14 protein-coding genes are annotated in these 17788 nt (G+C 45.8%); 4 read left to right on the forward strand and 10 right to left on the reverse strand.

Going from position 1 to position 17788, the window contains the following annotated elements:
- Positions 1-45: 45 nt before the first annotated feature.
- The 5 genes from A4V03_RS07220 to A4V03_RS07240 form a co-directional block, all read right to left on the reverse strand.
- A complete protein-coding gene (locus A4V03_RS07220) occupies positions 46-1107 on the reverse strand; it encodes a sensor histidine kinase (RefSeq protein WP_065538435.1) in 1062 nt (353 codons plus the stop codon).
- A gap of 38 nt (positions 1108-1145) precedes the next feature.
- A complete protein-coding gene (locus A4V03_RS07225; RefSeq protein ID WP_065538436.1) occupies positions 1146-2366 on the reverse strand; it encodes an ABC transporter permease in 1221 nt (406 codons plus the stop codon).
- A 117-nt stretch (positions 2367-2483) separates the two neighbouring features.
- The gene (locus A4V03_RS07230; protein ID WP_065538437.1) at positions 2484-3227 is read right to left on the reverse strand and encodes an ABC transporter ATP-binding protein; all 744 of its coding nucleotides are present in this window, start codon (positions 3225-3227) and stop codon (positions 2484-2486) included.
- Between the two features lie 48 nt (positions 3228-3275).
- Positions 3276-4496 carry an efflux RND transporter periplasmic adaptor subunit gene (locus A4V03_RS07235; protein ID WP_065538438.1) on the reverse strand — a complete coding sequence of 407 codons (1221 nt, stop codon included), beginning with the start codon at positions 4494-4496 and terminating at the stop codon, positions 3276-3278.
- A gap of 42 nt (positions 4497-4538) precedes the next feature.
- Complete coding sequence (locus A4V03_RS07240) at positions 4539-5936, reverse strand: TolC family protein (RefSeq protein ID WP_084081125.1); 1398 nt, start codon at positions 5934-5936, stop codon at positions 4539-4541.
- A 218-nt stretch (positions 5937-6154) separates the two neighbouring features.
- Here A4V03_RS07240 and A4V03_RS07245 point away from each other — a divergent pair, with 218 nt between their 5' ends.
- The 3 genes from A4V03_RS07245 to A4V03_RS07255 all read left to right on the forward strand — a co-directional run bounded on the left by A4V03_RS07245 (position 6155) and on the right by A4V03_RS07255 (position 9251).
- Positions 6155-6391 (forward strand): DUF4492 domain-containing protein, encoded by a 237-nt coding sequence (locus tag A4V03_RS07245; protein WP_065538439.1) that lies wholly within the window; start codon positions 6155-6157, stop codon positions 6389-6391.
- 20 nt (positions 6392-6411) lie between these two features.
- Positions 6412-7959 (forward strand): cytochrome ubiquinol oxidase subunit I, encoded by a 1548-nt coding sequence (locus A4V03_RS07250; protein ID WP_065538440.1) that lies wholly within the window; start codon positions 6412-6414, stop codon positions 7957-7959.
- A gap of 149 nt (positions 7960-8108) precedes the next feature.
- Entirely contained in the window at positions 8109-9251 is a 1143-nt protein-coding gene (locus tag A4V03_RS07255) for a cytochrome d ubiquinol oxidase subunit II (RefSeq protein WP_065538441.1), read from the forward strand.
- 367 nt (positions 9252-9618) lie between these two features.
- On the opposite strand, the gene A4V03_RS07260 is transcribed toward A4V03_RS07255, so the two are convergent.
- The 4 genes from A4V03_RS07260 to wecB form a co-directional block, all read right to left on the reverse strand.
- Positions 9619-10575 carry a D-2-hydroxyacid dehydrogenase gene (locus A4V03_RS07260; RefSeq protein WP_065538442.1) on the reverse strand — a complete coding sequence of 319 codons (957 nt, stop codon included), beginning with the start codon at positions 10573-10575 and terminating at the stop codon, positions 9619-9621.
- 145 nt (positions 10576-10720) lie between these two features.
- Complete coding sequence (locus tag A4V03_RS07265) at positions 10721-12001, reverse strand: replication-associated recombination protein A (protein ID WP_065538443.1); 1281 nt, start codon at positions 11999-12001, stop codon at positions 10721-10723.
- A gap of 9 nt (positions 12002-12010) precedes the next feature.
- Positions 12011-14587, reverse strand: a complete 2577-nt coding sequence (locus A4V03_RS07270) for a DUF5686 and carboxypeptidase-like regulatory domain-containing protein (protein WP_065538444.1) — start codon at positions 14585-14587, stop codon at positions 12011-12013.
- 346 nt (positions 14588-14933) lie between these two features.
- Entirely contained in the window at positions 14934-16019 is a 1086-nt protein-coding gene (gene wecB, locus A4V03_RS07280) for a non-hydrolyzing UDP-N-acetylglucosamine 2-epimerase (RefSeq protein WP_065538445.1), read from the reverse strand.
- 92 nt (positions 16020-16111) lie between these two features.
- Here wecB and A4V03_RS07285 point away from each other — a divergent pair, with 92 nt between their 5' ends.
- Positions 16112-16735 carry a trimeric intracellular cation channel family protein gene (locus A4V03_RS07285; RefSeq protein ID WP_065538446.1) on the forward strand — a complete coding sequence of 208 codons (624 nt, stop codon included), beginning with the start codon at positions 16112-16114 and terminating at the stop codon, positions 16733-16735.
- 192 nt (positions 16736-16927) lie between these two features.
- Here the strand turns inward: A4V03_RS07285 and A4V03_RS07290 are convergent, their stop codons facing one another.
- Positions 16928-17422 carry a DUF4251 domain-containing protein gene (locus tag A4V03_RS07290; RefSeq protein WP_065538447.1) on the reverse strand — a complete coding sequence of 165 codons (495 nt, stop codon included), beginning with the start codon at positions 17420-17422 and terminating at the stop codon, positions 16928-16930.
- Positions 17423-17788 lie beyond the last annotated feature (366 nt).

Consider the following 17788-nt stretch of genomic DNA (forward strand, 5'->3'; position numbering starts at 1 on the left):
ATCCAAAATCTGGTACTTGGCGTTTTATACTAAACGTTTTCCTTTCTACTCTCCAATCTTGATACTCAATCTCGATTCATACACCTTTTCGTCTTCTGAGGTACCTTTCAACCAAGTGTAAGCTGCCGGATAAAGTATCTCCAACCGACGGCTGACTTGTTCCAATCCCACGCCTGATCCACTCTTATCCCCCGCAGTTTTAGGATGATTGCTATTGCGGATTTCGCACACCACTTCGTTGTCATTCTCCGAAATATGAATACTGATGAAACTTGATTCGGTAGGAGAGATGCCATGCTTGAAAGCGTTCTCTATCAAAGAGATAAAGATAAGCGGGGCGATGAGTGTCTGACTGTCGGGCTGGATATCGAATTTGGTAATCATCTGCACATTGGCAGACAGGCGGATGCGCATCAGTTCGATGTAATTGCGGATAAAATCGACCTCCTTACAGAGAGGAACGTACGTCTGCTGGTTATCATACAACACATGGCGAAGTAGTTTGCTCAACTCCTGAACTGCCTGTTGCGCCTTGTCCGAGTCAAATGCAATCAGTGCATAGATGTTATTCAGCGTATTCAGCAGAAAGTGAGGGTTCAGTTGGTTCCGCAGGTTCTTCAGTTCCGCTTCCACACGGTTCCGTTCCGCCTCTTTGCGGGCAGCTTCGTTCTGTGTCCATCGGGCACTCATGCGGATAGCGGAACTTAGTCCGATGGTGAATACGAGACTCAACATATCTCTAAGAAAAAACAACCATCCCGGAGGCATCCCAGGCCTTTTGGGTCTGGAGGCCAATGACGGATCGAACGTCAGACTTTGCCAGAGATGAAGCAACACGCCGATGACACATAAAAAGATAATGTTGTAGACCACATATCTTTTGGACTGACTTTGGAAAAGATAGCGCGGCACAAGAATGAAATAATTCACGTAGAACACAATCATGAAAGAGAGTGGTACGGCAAGATGGCGTATATAAGCCATCCAGTTGATGTTCCCGTTCCCACGTTCGACGAAGAAGAACGGGAAACCGAACATAATCCCCCAGCTGATAATATGTATCAGCACTTCCAGGGGACGACGTGCGGATGTAAAGGTTTGTTTCATAAAGACAAAGATAATTCTTTTATTGGAAATTATCCGTATTATTCGTATCGGATGGCTTCTATCGGATCTAAATCTGCTGCTTTCTTAGCCGGATACCATCCGAAGAAGACTCCTGTGACAGTACATACTGCGAAGGAGAGGAATACACTCCACGGCTGGATGTAGATAGGCCAATGGGCTACGCTCTTGACAATCCAGCTGGCTCCGCAGCCGATCATCACTCCGATGATACCTCCTGTGATACTGATCATGATGGCTTCGATGAGGAATTGACTAAGAATGTCGACTCCGCGTGCACCGACAGACATACGCAGACCAATTTCACGGGTACGCTCCGTAACGGATACATACATGATGTTCATAATCCCGATACCACCTACTATGAGCGAAATGCCTGCGATGCAAGCAAGCAGTGTGGTCATCAGGTCGGTGGTCGAGTTGAGCATTGTGCTCAGTTCTTGTTGGGTGCGGATGGTGAAATCGTCGTTGTCCGAAGCCTTCAGTTTATGGTTGCGGCGGAGGATTGTACTGATTTCGTCAGTTGCATAGTCCGTCATATCCTCGGTGAGGGCAGAGGCAAACACTCCCTGCAAGTACGTAACGGCAAGCAGGCGTTTCATCACGGTGGTGTATGGTGCAAGCACTACGGCATCCTGGTCTTGTCCCATGGAGTTGTATCCTTTGGCTTTGAGCACTCCTACCACACGGAAAGGTATTTTGTTGAAACGGATAATCTTACCCACTGGATCGCTTCCGTCCGGAAACAGATTGTCTACTATGGTCTTTCCGATCACGCAGACTTTTGCTGAGCTTTGTATGTCGGCTTCTGTAAACATATCTCCGTTTTCAACAGTCAGTTGGCGAATATTGAGATATTCTGTTCCGACACCGTTCACCGAAGCCGGATAGTTGTTGTTACCGGCTATGAGCTGCCCCGATGACGAGACATTGGGACTGATGGCAGACAGGAAACTGGTCTCATCGCGCAAGGCTTCGTAGTCGGCTAGTTTCAAGGTCTGCATCGCAGACGGGTCCTGACGGACACCTCCACGCATATCGGCTCCCGGATGAATCATGATCATGTTCGATCCCATCTCGGAAATCTGCTGCTGGATGCTTTTCTTCGAACCTTGTCCGATAGCCAGCATTGTGATGACGGAAGCAACACCGATAATGATACCGAGCATGGTGAGAAAAGCACGCAACTTATTGTTCGCCAATGCCCGGAGAGCTATCTTTAATAAATTAGTTCCATTCATGTTTATAAAGTTATGGAGTTATTAATGGAGTTCTGATTACTCCTTGTCACATTAGTTAACGTCAGTTGGATATAAGCCTGTATTTTCCTACCACCCCGTCCTTCGAACTTACATTCATTAATCCTCGTCATTCTTCGGCAATGCAGCTAGCGCTTCGGCGGCAGACAGAATGTTGGGATTGGTCGTATCTTCTATCACCTGACCGTCGCGCAGACGGATATTCCGGCTGCTATATAGCGCAAGTTCGGGATTGTGTGTCACAAAGATAATCGTACGTCCCTCTGTATGAAGTTTCTGAAACAATACAAGTATCTCGAAGGAGGTACGGGTATCAAGGTTTCCGGTCGCTTCGTCGGCAAGAATGACTGCCGGATTGTTGACCAAGGCACGTGCGATGGCCACCCGTTGCATCTGCCCGCCGGACATCTGGTTGGATTTATGTTCCAGGCGGTCGCCCAATCCTACAGCCTGTAAGGATTCGATGGCACGTCGGCGACGTTCGGAAGCACTGACGGCGGAGTTATACATCAGCGGTAGTTCCACATTTTCCACTGCCGTTGTTTTGGGCAACAGGTTGTAGCTTTGGAACACGAACCCGATCTTCCGGTTTCTTAGTACCGCACGTTGAGGTTTGCTCATCGTACGTACGGGAATATCGTCGAGCAGATACTCTCCGCTGGTAGGAGTGTCCAGGCAGCCTAATATATTGAGCAGTGTAGACTTCCCCGAACCGGAAGTACCCATGATGGTGACAAACTCCCCTTCATTGATATTGAACGAAACGCCTCGCAATGCGTGAACGGTTTCGTCGCCTACCTGAAAGTTACGTTTGATATTTTGTATTTCAATTACTTTTTTCATTGACAATAATGTGCTGATGCGCCCATTCGTTATTGGCACATCGAATAATTATTTTCTCTTCTTACTTCCCGGAGGGCCTGGCATGAACGGGCTTCTTTCTCCGCCGTTTTCCATCTTTCCTTCAGGTCCCATACTCTCACCGGGCATAACACCTACGGTAGCTTCGGTCACCACCTTTGTCCCTTCGGCAATGCCACTGATAATTTCGGTGGATATACCGTTGCTGATTCCCACTTCTACCGGATGGGCGGTGAATGTAGTTCCTTCGCGCGTCCAAAGTTTATGTTTGCCTTCGCAATCTTTCACGATGTCATTTTTACCGATCAGCGGTGCTTCCGGTGTAAATCGTAAGGCTTTGTTCGGAACGGACAACACGTTTTTCTTGTCAAGGATATAGATCGTGACATTAGCTGTCAGGCGGGGTTTCAGTTTCAAGTCGGGGTTGGGGGCGGAGATGACTACTTCGTAAGTGACTACTGTTGAAGTGCTGTTCGTGCTGCTCGTACTGCTTGCGTCGCCCAAACGAATCTGGGTAACGGTTCCTTCGAATACATCATTCGGATAAGCATCTACCGTGAAGCTGGCACGCTGGCCTTCTATGATACCGCCTATATCAGCTTCATCTACATCGGCCACTACTTGCATCTGTGTCAGGTCGGCAGCAATGGTGAACAGTGTCGGGGTCTCGAATCCGGAAGCAACGGTTTGTCCTGCTTCTACATCACGGCTGATGACTACTCCGTCAATCGGTGAAGTAATGGTAGCGTAAGACAGGTTGCGTTCTGCTTTCGCGAGCGATGCCTTGCTGCTGTCATAGCTGCTTTTCGCTTTCTGATAATTGTAGAGAACCTGCTCGAAGTCCGTATCACTAATCAGCGACTTTTCGTGCAAGCCTTTGTTGCGTTCGTAATTCTTTTTCTGATATTCATATTCAGCTTTCGCACCATCGTAAGTTGCCCGCTGTGATGCCAGTTCGCTTTGCAATGTGACGCGGTCCATTTCAGCAATCAACTGTCCTTTGGTTACTTCCGAGTTGTAGTCTACGTAAATTTTGTCGATGATACCGGACACTTGTGTACCAACTTCTACTTCCGTTACCGGTTCGATCGTTCCGGTAGCAGTCACCGAATTTGAAATATCGCCTTTACTGACAGTAGCGGTGGCGTACGTCACCTTATGTTTGGCGGGTGAACCGGCAAAGAACCACATTCCTGCTCCTGCCACCACAACGACTGCCACGGCGATTAGAATAATCTTTTTCGTTTTCATTCGTTTATTATGCTTTTATTTATAATGCTGATTGTATACTCTTTATAAAGCTAATTGATCTCCCTGATAGAATTTCAGCAACTGCGTGTTCAGTATAGCCATATATTTAGCCTGAAGCTGTTCCTGCTGTGCTTGTAGCAGATTATTCTTTTCAGTAAGGAGTTCTACGGTATTCTTCATTCCCAAATTAAACTGTTCGCTCGTCAACTCATAGCTGATTTTTGTACTTTTCAGCTTTTCGTTAGCGGCGGCATAACGCTGTTGCGCACTGTTGGCATCCAGCCAAAGGGTCTCAATGGTTTTGTACAGTGCCTTTTGTTCGTCCAATAGGGAAAGCATGCTCGTTTCGTACTGCAATTTAGCTTTTTGTACGGCACTTTTCGTTTGACGGTTATTGAAAATAGGCACACTGACAGACAGTCCGATAGAGTTGTTCCATCCGTTCTTCACTTGTTCTCCGAAGGTGAAGTCGCTGCCACTGGTATGGTTGGTTCCAATTCCTGCGCTAAGGCTGATGGTAGGGAAATAGCTCGATTTGGCGATATTGATACCCAGTTCGGAAGCCTCTACATTCAGTTTGCTCGCTTCTATTTCCGGACGAAGGCCCAAAGCACTGATGTACACATCTCTTTTGGCAGGCAGCGGAGCCAGTACATTTTCGTCGGACAGGGCAGGGAGGAAGATGTTCATTTCATTCTCCCCATCCAGTTCGAGCAGTTGTTTCAGTTGCAATTTGTAATCTTCAAGCGTGGCTTGCGCGGTGACAAGTTGGTAACGGTCGGTGCTCACCTGTGCTTCCAGTTGCGCGAGGTCGCTTTTGGCAATACTTCCGGCATTCAGAAGTTCCTGTCCGCGGTCGCGCTGTGCAATGGAGACTTGCAGGGTGTTTTCGTTTACTCTCACAGATTCGGCTGCATAAAGAATCTGGATATACACTTGGGCGATAGACTCCTGAATATTATTTTCGGAAGTTGCCACATCCAGCTCGGCGATCTGATTGTTCAACTTTTCCTGTTGGATAGTTTTCAACCGTTTATTACCATTATATAGAGTCCACGAAGCATTCAGTCCATAATTACCGTTGTAGCTCGTTTTGCTGTTGCTACTGATAATCTCACTACCGCTCACCCGGCTACTTGTCTCCTGATACGGACGATTCACCACCTGATGGCCGGTAGAAAACGAAAGACTGGGGAACAAGGCAGCTTTAGCTGTCTTCACATCAATCTGCGTGCCCGCTGCAGTGATCCGGTTCTTGCGAATGGTAATGTTCTGCTCCTTTGCATAGTCGATGCATGACTGCAAATCCCATTGGGTCGGAATCCTCATTTCTTGCAGCGTATCGGCTTGCAGCAGAGAACCTTGGGCAGATATGCCGGGCAGCATACCTGCTCCAAGAAATGTCATCACTGTCAATCTTCTTACATTTATCATATTCATACTTCTATTGATTTACTGCCAGCGAAAGTACGTACATATTATATATGCCGCAAAAATGATAGACGGATGAGGTTATTTCGCCGTTAAATGATTTTTTTCTGTCGATAGGCAGGTTCTTGAAGAAAAACACGACAAATCTTACAACTTTTTTGACTACTTGTTTGTTTTAATTATAAAAAATGTATATTTGTACTCATTACAAATTCTAATGTAAACAAATGAAGAATACACTGCTTACGATCTGGAACTTCTATTTGGAGGGCTTCCGTAGTATGACCTTAGGGCGTACGCTATGGGTTATTATTTTGCTGAAATTATTCGTCATGTTCTTCATCCTCAAGATGTTCTTTTTCCCGGATTTCCTTGGCGACCACCCGACGGATGCCGACAAAGGTACATACGTGGGAAATGAACTGATAGAGCGTGCTATTCCCGATAAACCGATTGATTTTTAACTCTTAAACTACATAGGATTATGATTGAAAGTATTGACACTTCACTGATCGATTGGTCGAGAGCCCAATTTGCGATGACAGCCATGTACCACTGGATTTTTGTTCCCCTCACACTCGGACTGGCAGTGGTGATGGGAATCATGGAGACGCTGTATTATAAAACAGGCAACGAATTTTGGAAAAAGACTGCCCAGTTTTGGATGAAACTTTTCGGTATCAACTTTGCCATCGGTGTGGCAACGGGTTTGATTCTGGAGTTCGAGTTCGGTACGAACTGGAGTAATTATTCGTGGTTTGTAGGAGATATTTTCGGTGCCCCGTTGGCTATTGAAGGTATTCTGGCATTCTTTATGGAAGCTACGTTTATTGCGGTTATGTTTTTCGGATGGGGAAAAGTAAGTAAACGTTTCCACTTGGCTTCCACTTGGCTGACAGGATTGGGGGCTACGATTTCTGCCTGGTGGATTCTTGTTGCCAACGCATGGATGCAGCATCCGGTAGGCATGGAGTTCAATCCTGACACTGTCCGTAATGAAATGGTCGATTTTTGGGCGGTGGCTACTTCACCTGTAGCAGTCAATAAGTTCTTCCACACGGTATTGTCCGGCTGGGTGTTGGGTGCTATTTTTGTAGTAGGTGTCAGTTGTTGGTACTTGCTGAAAAAACGCAATCGTGAGTTTGCGCTGGCGAGCATCAAGATTGGTGCCATCTTCGGATTGGTGGCATCGTTGCTCTCTGCTTGGACGGGCGACGGTTCCGGTTATCAGATTGCCCAAACGCAACCGATGAAACTGGCTGCTGTGGAAGGTCTGTATGAAGGCGGCACGAATGTCGGTCTGGTCGGAATAGGAGCATTGAACCCTGAAAAGAAGACTTACAACGATGGGAAAGATCCTTTCCTTTTCCGTTTTGAAATCCCGAGTATGCTTTCTTTCCTTGCCGAGCGTGATGTGGACGGCTACGTTCCGGGCATTGCGAATATCATCGAAGGTGGTTATCAGTTGAAAGACGGATCGACAGCTCTCTCTGCTGCCGAGAAGATAGAACGTGGTAAAACGGCTATCGGCGCACTGGCTGCCTATCGTGCCGCAAAGAGTGCCGGACACGAGGAGGATGCGAAGATTGCCTATCGTGTATTGCAGGAAAATATTCCCTATTTTGGCTACGGATATATCAAAGACGTGAACCAACTGGTTCCGAATGTTCCTCTCAACTTCTATGCATTCCGTGTCATGGTCATCTTGGGCGGATATTTCATCCTGTTCTTTATCGCCGTTCTTTTCTTCATCTATAAAAAGGATTTGAGCCGGATGCGCTGGATGCATTGGATTGCTCTGCTGACAATTCCTTTGGGGTACATCGCCGGACAAGCCGGATGGGTGGTTGCCGAATGTGGTCGTCAGCCGTGGGCCATCCGCGATATGTTGCCTACAATGGCTGCCATCTCCAAATTGGATGTAAGCTCCGTGCAAACTACGTTCTTTATCTTCCTGCTCCTGTTTACAGTGATGCTAATTGCCGGTGCCGGAATTATGGTAAAAGCCATCAAGAAGGGACCGGAAAAATAAGTATTAAGTATTAGGTATTAAGTGTTAAACGTAGCTGCGGGTATGGTTTGCTGCTTTGTTAATACTTAATATTTGATGCCTAATACTTATTACGAACCTTCAAAGGCGAAGCATAATACCTAATACTTATTACTTAATACTTAAACTTTATGTATATATTTTTGCAACAATATTGGTGGCTTGTCGTTTCCTTGCTGGGAGCCATACTTGTGTTCTTATTGTTTGTGCAGGGGGGTAATTCATTGTTGTTCTGTCTGGGTAAAACCGAAGAGCATCGTAAGATGATGGTGAATTCTACCGGGCGTAAGTGGGAGTTTACGTTTACTACGTTGGTGACGTTTGGAGGAGCTTTCTTTGCTTCTTTCCCGTTGTTCTACAGTACCAGTTTCGGTGGTGCTTATTGGCTTTGGATGATTATACTTTTCAGTTTTGTATTGCAGGCTGTCAGTTATGAGTTTCAGAGTAAGGCAGGAAATCTGTTAGGTAAAAAGACATATCAGACTTTCTTGGTGATTAATGGGGTAGTGGGTCCTGTGTTACTTGGCGGGGCGGTGGCTACTTTCTTCACTGGTTCTGATTTCTATATTAATAAGGCGAACATGACAGACACTATTATGCCGATAATCAGTCATTGGGGAAATGGCTGGCACGGATTGGATGCGTTGACGAATATCTGGAATGTAATTCTCGGATTGGCAGTCTTCTTCCTTGCACGTGTATTGGGAGCACTCTATTTCATTAATAATATTGATGATAAAGCGTTGACCGACAAATGTCGTCGTGCAGTACGCAATAACACAGTTTTGTTTCTTGTATTCTTTTTGCCGTTTGTCATTCGTACATTAGTGTCCGAAGGCTTTGCCGTTAACCCGGAAACGCAGGAGATTTATATGCAGCCATACAAGTATTTCACTAACTTTATTGAAATGCCGGTAGTGCTGGTTTTATTCCTGATTGGGGTGGCGCTGGTTCTTTTCGGTATCGGAAAGACATTGCTTAAAAATACTTTTGATAAAGGTATCTGGTTTGCCGGAATCGGTACGGTACTGACTGTTTTGTCTTTGCTACTGGTAGCGGGATATAACAACACTGCCTATTATCCGTCATACACCGACCTGCAAAGCTCATTGACGTTAGCCAATAGCTGCTCCAGTGAATTTACACTGAAGACAATGGCTTATGTTTCCATTCTTGTTCCGTTTGTGATTGCTTATATTTTCTACGCTTGGCATAGTATCGACCGGCATAAGATTACCGGGAAAGAGATGGATGAAGGAGGACACTCATACTAATATATCATTAAAAACTCCCCTTATTTTACATCACTCTAAGTCATGGTAGAGAGAGGAAATAAGGGGAGTTTTTTATATATTACACTTAGCGTGTATGCCAAAATACTTTTCTTTAGAAAAATACCCCTGCCACACACACAACTTGGATTGCACACTTAAAGTTTTGTGTGAAACTTTTTGGGGAGTGCAGTTCTGTTTCAATGTGTAGCAGAGGTAAATATTTCAATGAGGGCATTATGACACCCTCGTTATGAATTACGCTAATGCTAATTAACGTCAGTTCGATATAAGCTTGTACTATTCCAATTCTCCTCCTTCCCGAAGGAAGGGAAACCATGCGGACGAAGTCATATCGAACTTACATTAATTATTTATTGACTACATTCTCCGGTTTGCCGGAAATATAAGCCTGAAGATTACTGGTTGCAATATTCATCAGACGTTCGCGCGCCTCTGTGGTTGCCCAAGCAATGTGCGGAGTGATATAACAGTTCTTCGCTGTCAGCAATGGATTGTCGGCGCAAGGCGGTTCGGTAGAAAGCACGTCTACGCCAGCTGCATAAATCTCGCCACTGTTCAAAGCATCTGCAAGATCTTGTTCGTTGATAAGCGGTCCGCGACCGGTATTGATTAAGATGGCTGTCGGCTTCATCATGGCAAGGCGGCGTGCATTCACCATTTCGCGTGTCTCCGGCGTAAGCGGGCAGTGCAAACTGATAATATCGCATTCGCTGAACAACTGATCCAACTCCATCTTCTTGATTTCCGGTGGCAACTGGAAGTGGGATTTAGAAGTAAATGCGTACACTTGCATACCGAACCCGATAGCAACACGGGCTGTGGTATATCCGGTGTTTCCCAGTCCTACCAGACCGATTTTCTTATCCCGAAGTTCCATCAACGGAGTATCCCAAAAACAGAAATCTTTGTTGTCTGCCCAACGGCTTTTGTGCACTTCTTCGGAGTGGTGTTGCACTTGCTGAGTGATGTTCAGGATATGCGAAAATACCATTTGAGCAACGGAGGCGGTGCTGTATGAAGGAATATTAGTAACGATGATTCCCCGTTCTTTGGCAGCAGCTGTGTCTACCACGTTGTATCCGGTAGCCAATACACCGATATATTTCAGTTCGGGCAGTGCAGCCATGTGGTCTGCATTGATGATTACCTTGTTAGTCAGAATTGCTTCTGCACCGACTGCACGTTCTAATACTTCTTCCGGAGCTGTACGATCATAAATGGTACATTCTCCAAGAACTTTCATTCCTTCCCAGGATAAATCTCCGGGATTGGCGGCATAGCCGTCTAAAACTACAATCTTCATATATTTAAAGTATTAAATGTTAAGTATTAAGTATCAAGTATTAGATGTTAATGGTGTTACCATTGTTTTTTAGTTTTACAATTATGGCTATCAGTAATTTAAGTATTTCTTTTATTAAATGTTTTTTCATAGCCACGGCTAATACTTAATACTTGAATTTCTTAAATTTCTCTCCCCACAATTGTATCATCCGTTCGGCATGCTTCTGTTCTGCCGGATTGTTTTGCGGTTGCCATATCCGTTTGTCTTTCAGCTCGTCCGGTAGGAATTGCTGTTTGACAAAGTTACCTTCATAGTTGTGTGCATATTTATATTCCTGTCCGTAGCCCAGTTGCTTCATCAGTTTGGTTGGAGCGTTGCGCAGATGCAAGGGTACAGGCAGGTTGCCGGTTGAGCGTACTAACTCCAGTGCGTCATTGATTGCGTTGTATGCCGAATTACTTTTCGGGCTGGTAGCTAGATAAATCGTTGTTTCAGCTAGAGGAATCCGTCCTTCGGGCCAGCCGATTTTCATCAGTGTATCAAAGCAGGCGTTGGCGAGAAGCAGTGCGTTCGGGTTTGCCAAACCGATGTCCTCGGCAGCCGAAATCACTAGTCGGCGGGCAATGAAAGCAGGGTCTTCGCCTCCTTCCACCATACGGGCAAGCCAGTAGATCGCTCCGTCGGGGTCGCTGCCACGGATCGACTTGATGAAAGCGGAGATAATGTCATAATGCATCTCCCCATCCTTGTCGTATGCCAGCGGATTTTGTTGCAACCGTTCGGTCACCATTTCATCGGTGATGACAACCGTCTCTTCCGTTTCCGATTGCACAACGAGTTCCAATATATTAAGCAGCTTGCGGGCATCTCCACCGGAGAAGCGCAGCATGGCGGTTGTTTCTTTCAATTCAATTTTGCGATCCTTCAATACGGCATCCGTGGTGATGGCACGTTGCAGAAGTTCCAATAAATCTTCCTTCTCCAAAGATTTGAGCACATAAAGTTGGCAGCGGGACAGGAGAGGGCGGATGACCTCAAACGACGGATTCTCCGTTGTTGCGCCAATCAGCGTGACCGTTCCGTTCTCTACCGCTCCCAACAGAGAGTCCTGCTGCGACTTGCTGAACCGATGGATTTCATCGATAAACAGAATCGGGCTGGACTGTGAGAAGAAGCGGTTGCTCTTGGCGCGCTCTATCACTTCGCGCACATCCTTCACACCGGAAGTCACGGCGCTTAACGTATAGAAAGGCGTTTCCAGTTTGTTGGCTATGATTTGCGCAAGGGTTGTTTTACCCACTCCAGGAGGTCCCCAGAGAATAAACGAAGAGATGCGTCCTGCGTCAATCATTTTCCGCAAGATAGCCCCCGGTCCAACTAAATGTTTCTGACCGATATAATCATCCAAAGTCTTTGGTCGTAAGCGTTCTGCTAGTGGTTGCATGGTGTTTTTTTAGAATGCTGTTAGTATCATGAAGCGAATACCATGAATGTTGATATTCGGATTGTTGCGGTAGGTGAGGCGGTGTATGTACTCGACGTGCAGCAACTTGAATATATTGAAGATACCGAAACCCACTTCCACGTAAGGCACTTTGGGGTCCATTACGAAACTGGTGAACTTACCGTCGCGTGTCGGGAAGCGGAACAAATCGGGATTGTTACTTTTGAATGGATTGTTTTTGTCGGTCAGTGTTCCCCATAGGGCACGCACGCGGAACATTTCCCTCCATTTCAGCTTTTTGATGAGAGGGATGCGGTTGAACAGTTTCCCGTTCATGTTGTACGAAAGAGACAAGGCGGCAAACCGGTCGTTCAGAAACTCCATGTTGTTGATCAGGCAGAAAGTCTCATGCTGGGTGATGTAGGACAAGTTGGCTTCCGGCAGGATTAACAACGGGAAGGGGACTGTGTTCCATTCGGCACCTGCTTTCAGGCTGACATCCACCTTTCCCCACGAAGCCGGGAGCCAGAAACGTTTCCACACACTTGCTTCCGTGCGGTTAAAGCTGTAATCACCGCCCAATACGCCTTTGAAACCCATGGCATGAGTGAGCGTGAAGATAGGGGCGTCCAGCGAAACGGGTATGCGGCGTTGCTTGGAGTTGACAAACGATTCGCCCGGTGCATAGCGCAGCGTCAGGCTTGCTTCGGAAGTCGTGACATCGTGCACACGGGTTTGTGCGGCATTATTGAGCAGATATTCCAGTTTGCCGGTAGGCTCGTCGTTGCGGTGGCGCAGCATGGCTTTCACTCCGAATCCTGTCAGCGTTTCGAGTTCGTAATTAATGGTGGCGTCGCGCATGTACGACATTTGGTCTACCGTCGTTGTCTTGACCGACAGGAAGATATTATCTTTATCCGTAAACAGGAATTTGTCCATCGGCGACATGACGTCATAACTGTACGTAGCCGAAAGATAATGTTTCGGGAATTCCCAGACCACATAATCGCGTTTGTTGAACGAATAAGTCACCGTCCCGCTATATTTCCAGCGTTCGTCTTTCAGACCGTATGCTCCGTATCCGCTCAAAAACCAGTGCTTGTTGAAATGAGCCGTAGTCATGCCGCTCAACCGGAAACGGGTGCCGTCAACGTAATTGCTCGAAATCATGGTGTTGATAGGACCGATGTCCACTTTGCTCGGATGCTCTTTGCTTCCTGTTTCCACAAAGTTTTCAATCAGTGCTTTCGCTCCGAAGATGATGTATTTGAATCCCGGAATCTGTTCGATCCGCTTGACGAATATGTCCATCGTACTTTCTTTCTTTGTCAATGGTACTTGACGGACACTCGCCCAATACTCATCGCTTTTCGAGAGCATGTCCGCTTCTTTTATCACGCTGCCTTTCAACCGGAACAGTCGTTGTTCGATCGGATCGAATTTATAGTTACTATATTTCGTGGTTCGTTCCACCTGCAATCCGCCTGCTGTTTTGTTGGAATTCCAGGAAAGGTCTACGGTCATGTCATCATCCGCCAACACCCAGTTGCCGTTGGGCAGTTGCTCATACAGTTGCGTGATGTCCATGCGGTTGACAAAGTTGACTCCGGTCTTTTTAGGCAGGTTCATCGTACATTTCTGAACGGCGTATGTAGAATCGTTCAATACATACAGATGTCCGGTGAATCCGAAGTCCTGCGAGTTTTGCGGAACAAAAGTAAGGTGGACACATTCGCGCTTGTTTACCATCAATGTGTCCATCAGGTAATATTTATAAAATGAGATGGCATTGTTGCCGATCGGACTGACGAAACGCTGCTGGAGCAGCCGGATATCATCATCGTAGATATTGATATCGGCAAATACGTCTTTCAGTACGGTGCCGAGCATATCTCCCGTAGAGAAGAACTCTTCTATACCATTGGAGTTTTTGCCTTTGATAATCGTTTTCTTGCTTTCGGGGTTTTTGCGGTAGACGGTTTGCGACGACGTTTCCTGTACGGAAATAGGGAGAATCAGCTTATTGGTTGTTTCCGACACTTCCACCTGGTCTTTTAAAAAAGAATATTTCTTGTAGATACCTTTTTCGAGTTTTTCCGGTGTGAGGTCGTTGATAGACATTTTCATTTTCTCGTACTTGTCGTACTGGTAGTAATCGTTCACTTCGAGGACTTGTGCCTTTTTGTGTTCGATCACCTTCTTCATGAATTCCACTGCCGGATTGTTCTTGCGTGAGTATTTCTCTTTTTGAGGCTTCACGGTGACTTCGTTCAGGATCACATTGTCCGGAGCTAATGTAACGTTCACAGTCTGATTGCTGGAACCTACTTTCACCGTTTTGCTAATGTAGCCTATAGCAGAGAATACCAATGTTCCTCCGTTTCTGCGGGTGTCAAGAGTGTATTCTCCGTCAATATTGGTGATGGTTCCCATATCTCTCTTCTCCTGATAGTAGACAGAGATATACATCAATGGCTCGTGGGTAACCGAATCGGTGACTACTCCTTTAATTTGCTGCGCAAAAGCATTGGAGGTTGCCAATACGAGTAAGAACAGTATAAGTATTTTGTTATATTGTTGCATCATAACGTTCGTAGTAGAGCTGCAAAGTTAACAAATAACTCTCAGGATAGATAGAGTATATAACTTTTTTTACTTATCGTTTTTGGTTGTTTACAAGCATATATCGCCTGATAATCGAAGGAACATTCCGCTGTTAACTCTGTTGATCAGGTTGTTTCGGCATTTTGTTCTCTCGGTTCCGGAAATTTTGTTTTCCTGATTTCGGCATTTGAAACTTTCCGTTTCCCGGCATGAAACCAATAGTCCCATGCCGTGTAACGGTCAGAAACATGTCGCATGGCGGTCAATAACATGCCGTGTGGCGATCAGTCCCATGTTGTGTGGCGATCAATAACATGTCGCGTGAATGTTATTTGCTTGTAAGTATTTGTACAATACGCTCTGCGGTGCGTCCGTCCCAGCGTTCGGGGAGTTCGCCCCGTTTCCATTCCCCGTGCATCAGAGTATCCATTGTTTTGGCAAGCAGTGCAGGGTCTTCTCCGACAAGTTCGTTGGTACCCATGCGCCACGTCTCCGGATGTTCGGCATATGTGTTGAGCGTGATACAAGGAATACTCAGGAAGGTTGCTTCTTCGGCCACGTTTCCCGAATCCGTTATGATTCCTTTCGCCTTGTTTATCAGATAACCGAAGAACAGGTAGTTCTGCGGCGGCATGATATGGAGATTCGGCGCTTCGATATTCAGCTCTTTGATAGCATTGCGTACGTAGGTATGCAGCGGTGCAACGATAGGCATACCGGCAGATTTGTCGATGATTGTTTTCATCAGCTGGCGCAGATTCTCCTTATTGCCGAGTAATGCACGACGGTTGAGAGTAAACAGGAGATAATTTCCTTCTTGCAGCCCCAGGACGGAGAACCATATCGGTTTGAGCAAGCGGTTCCGGTTGTAGCGGATGGCATCGATCAGGATGTTGCCTACGTAATATACGTTTTCGCTTTCCGTTCCCGTCTGATTCAGGTTGCGGTTGGCAACCATGCCGGCTGTGAACAGATAGTCGGATAGTCCGTCTGTAATCATGCGGTTGACTTCTTTGGGCATTTTCATATCGAAAGAACGGGTTCCGGCTACGAGGTGTGCCACCTTGGTGCCTTGTTTCTTGGCAACGATGGCACAACTCATGGTTGCGGTCAGGTCGTCTACCACAAGGACTACGTGTGCCGGGTTCTCCGTCAGTTCCTGTTCGAAGGCTACCATGATTCCGGCTGTCAAACTCGTCGGGTTACTGCTTTCTACTCCCAGATACACATCGGGAGCTTTCATATCGAGATCCGAAAAGAGAGAAGCGTCCAAACTCGTATCATCTTTCCTTCCTGTATAAACCAATCGGTAAGAGATGCTTTTACCCAGCGCCCGTGCGGCTTCAATAGCGCGTGTGATGGGAGCTATCTTCATAAAATTGGGGCGTGCCCCCGCAACAATTGTTATTTTCATATTGTTTCTATCTTATTCGGTTTAATTCGTGAAGCAAAAGTACATTTTCTTACGGAATTTATTTGTTACTTTGCATACAAAATAACAAATATATGCCCACATTCGTTCAAATTCTTGATTTTATAGGCACATTTGCCTTTGCTATTAGTGGTATCCGGCTAGCTTCGGCGAAACGTTTCGACTGGTTCGGCGCTTACGTGGTAGGACTTGCTACGGCTATCGGCGGTGGTACCATCCGTGATGTACTGCTCGACGTGACCCCGGGATGGATGACCGACCCTATCTATCTGATTTGTACAGGACTGGCGTTGGTATGGGTCATCTGTTTCGGACGCTGGCTTATCCGGCTCAATAATACTTTCTTCATTTTCGATACCATCGGTCTGGCACTGTTTACCGTGGTAGGTGTAGGCAAGAGCATTGCCCTAGGCTATCCTTTTTGGGTGGCGATTATCATGGGTAGCATTACGGGAGCGGCCGGTGGAGTGATTCGTGACGTATTTATCAATGAAATACCTCTTATCTTCCGAAAGGAGATTTACGCAATGGCTTGCGTGGTAGGCGGTATTGCCTATTGGATTTGCAACCTCGCAGGTATGGAGTCCTACGCTTGTCAGTTGATTGGCGGATCAGCCGTGTTTCTGACTCGCATCTTGGCTGTAAAGTATCACATCTGCCTGCCTATATTGAAAGGTGGTGAAGAGCCGGAAGAATAAATTCAGGTACGGATTGCACGGTTGCATAGTTGCATGGATTGCACAGTTGCACGGTTGTACGGATTATACGATTGCATAGTTGTACGGAATATACAGTTATGTATGGCAACCATTATTCTAATAATTGTGTAATCCGTGCCTAATAATACAAAATTAGTTACTCCGTTTTTCTTACCAGTCTTTTGTTTCTCACTAATCTTCTTTCACCTCCAATTCCCCCTGAAAACTAATGGACTGCCGGTTTTGCATATTGACATCAATGCTTGCCGCTCCATTGGGGAATACTTTGACTCTGTATTCATACCTGTCTTCAGGATTTCGTGCGATAAACTTGATGACGGCGTTTCCTTTCTTGTCCGTTTCCGTACTATATTCCTTGAGCGCAGCTTTGAAATTAAGCCCGTTGCCTCCGCCATAAGGGATGTTGTAAGCCCGTCCGTAATAAGGCAGATAAGAGATGACCGAATCGTTTCTTATTTCCAGTGAGTAGGAAGATGTCAAAGGGATGGAGCGTCCGCGCATCGGCATGGCGGTATTGACATCTATCTTGTAGTTTTCAGATTCAACCAGCTTCATTACGGCTTCTTTCTTCTGTTCCTTCTTTTCCTTTTTACTTTGAGCCGAAAGGGTAGGGATGCCCGCTAGCAAGGCTAGCAACAGTATAAAGATTTGTTTCTTCGTTCTCATATCAGTTGTATTTAGATTGATGTATATACGTATAACAACCAAATATACGAAAAAGACAGGGATAGTCCTGTTTCCTTTATGAAAATTAAACAGAAATCCCTGTTATTTATAAGTTTAGACCATTTTTCACCCGCTTGATCGTTTCCTTCTTACTTAATAATATAACGTGAAGTCTTAGAATTCACATTCATATAAAATCCCAAGTAATCTATTGTTTTTTTAACCAAGCAATAGGGGATAAATTCCGCTAATTGCCACCTAAAAACTATCAGAAAACACCTAAAATCTATCAATTGATAGAATTTCACCCTAAAAATAACGGATCCTACCCTGTTTGATAAGCAAAAAAACTTTAAACTTGCAAAC

The sequence above is a fragment of the Bacteroides caecimuris genome, assembly GCF_001688725.2.
Lineage (GTDB): Bacteria > Bacteroidota > Bacteroidia > Bacteroidales > Bacteroidaceae > Bacteroides > Bacteroides caecimuris.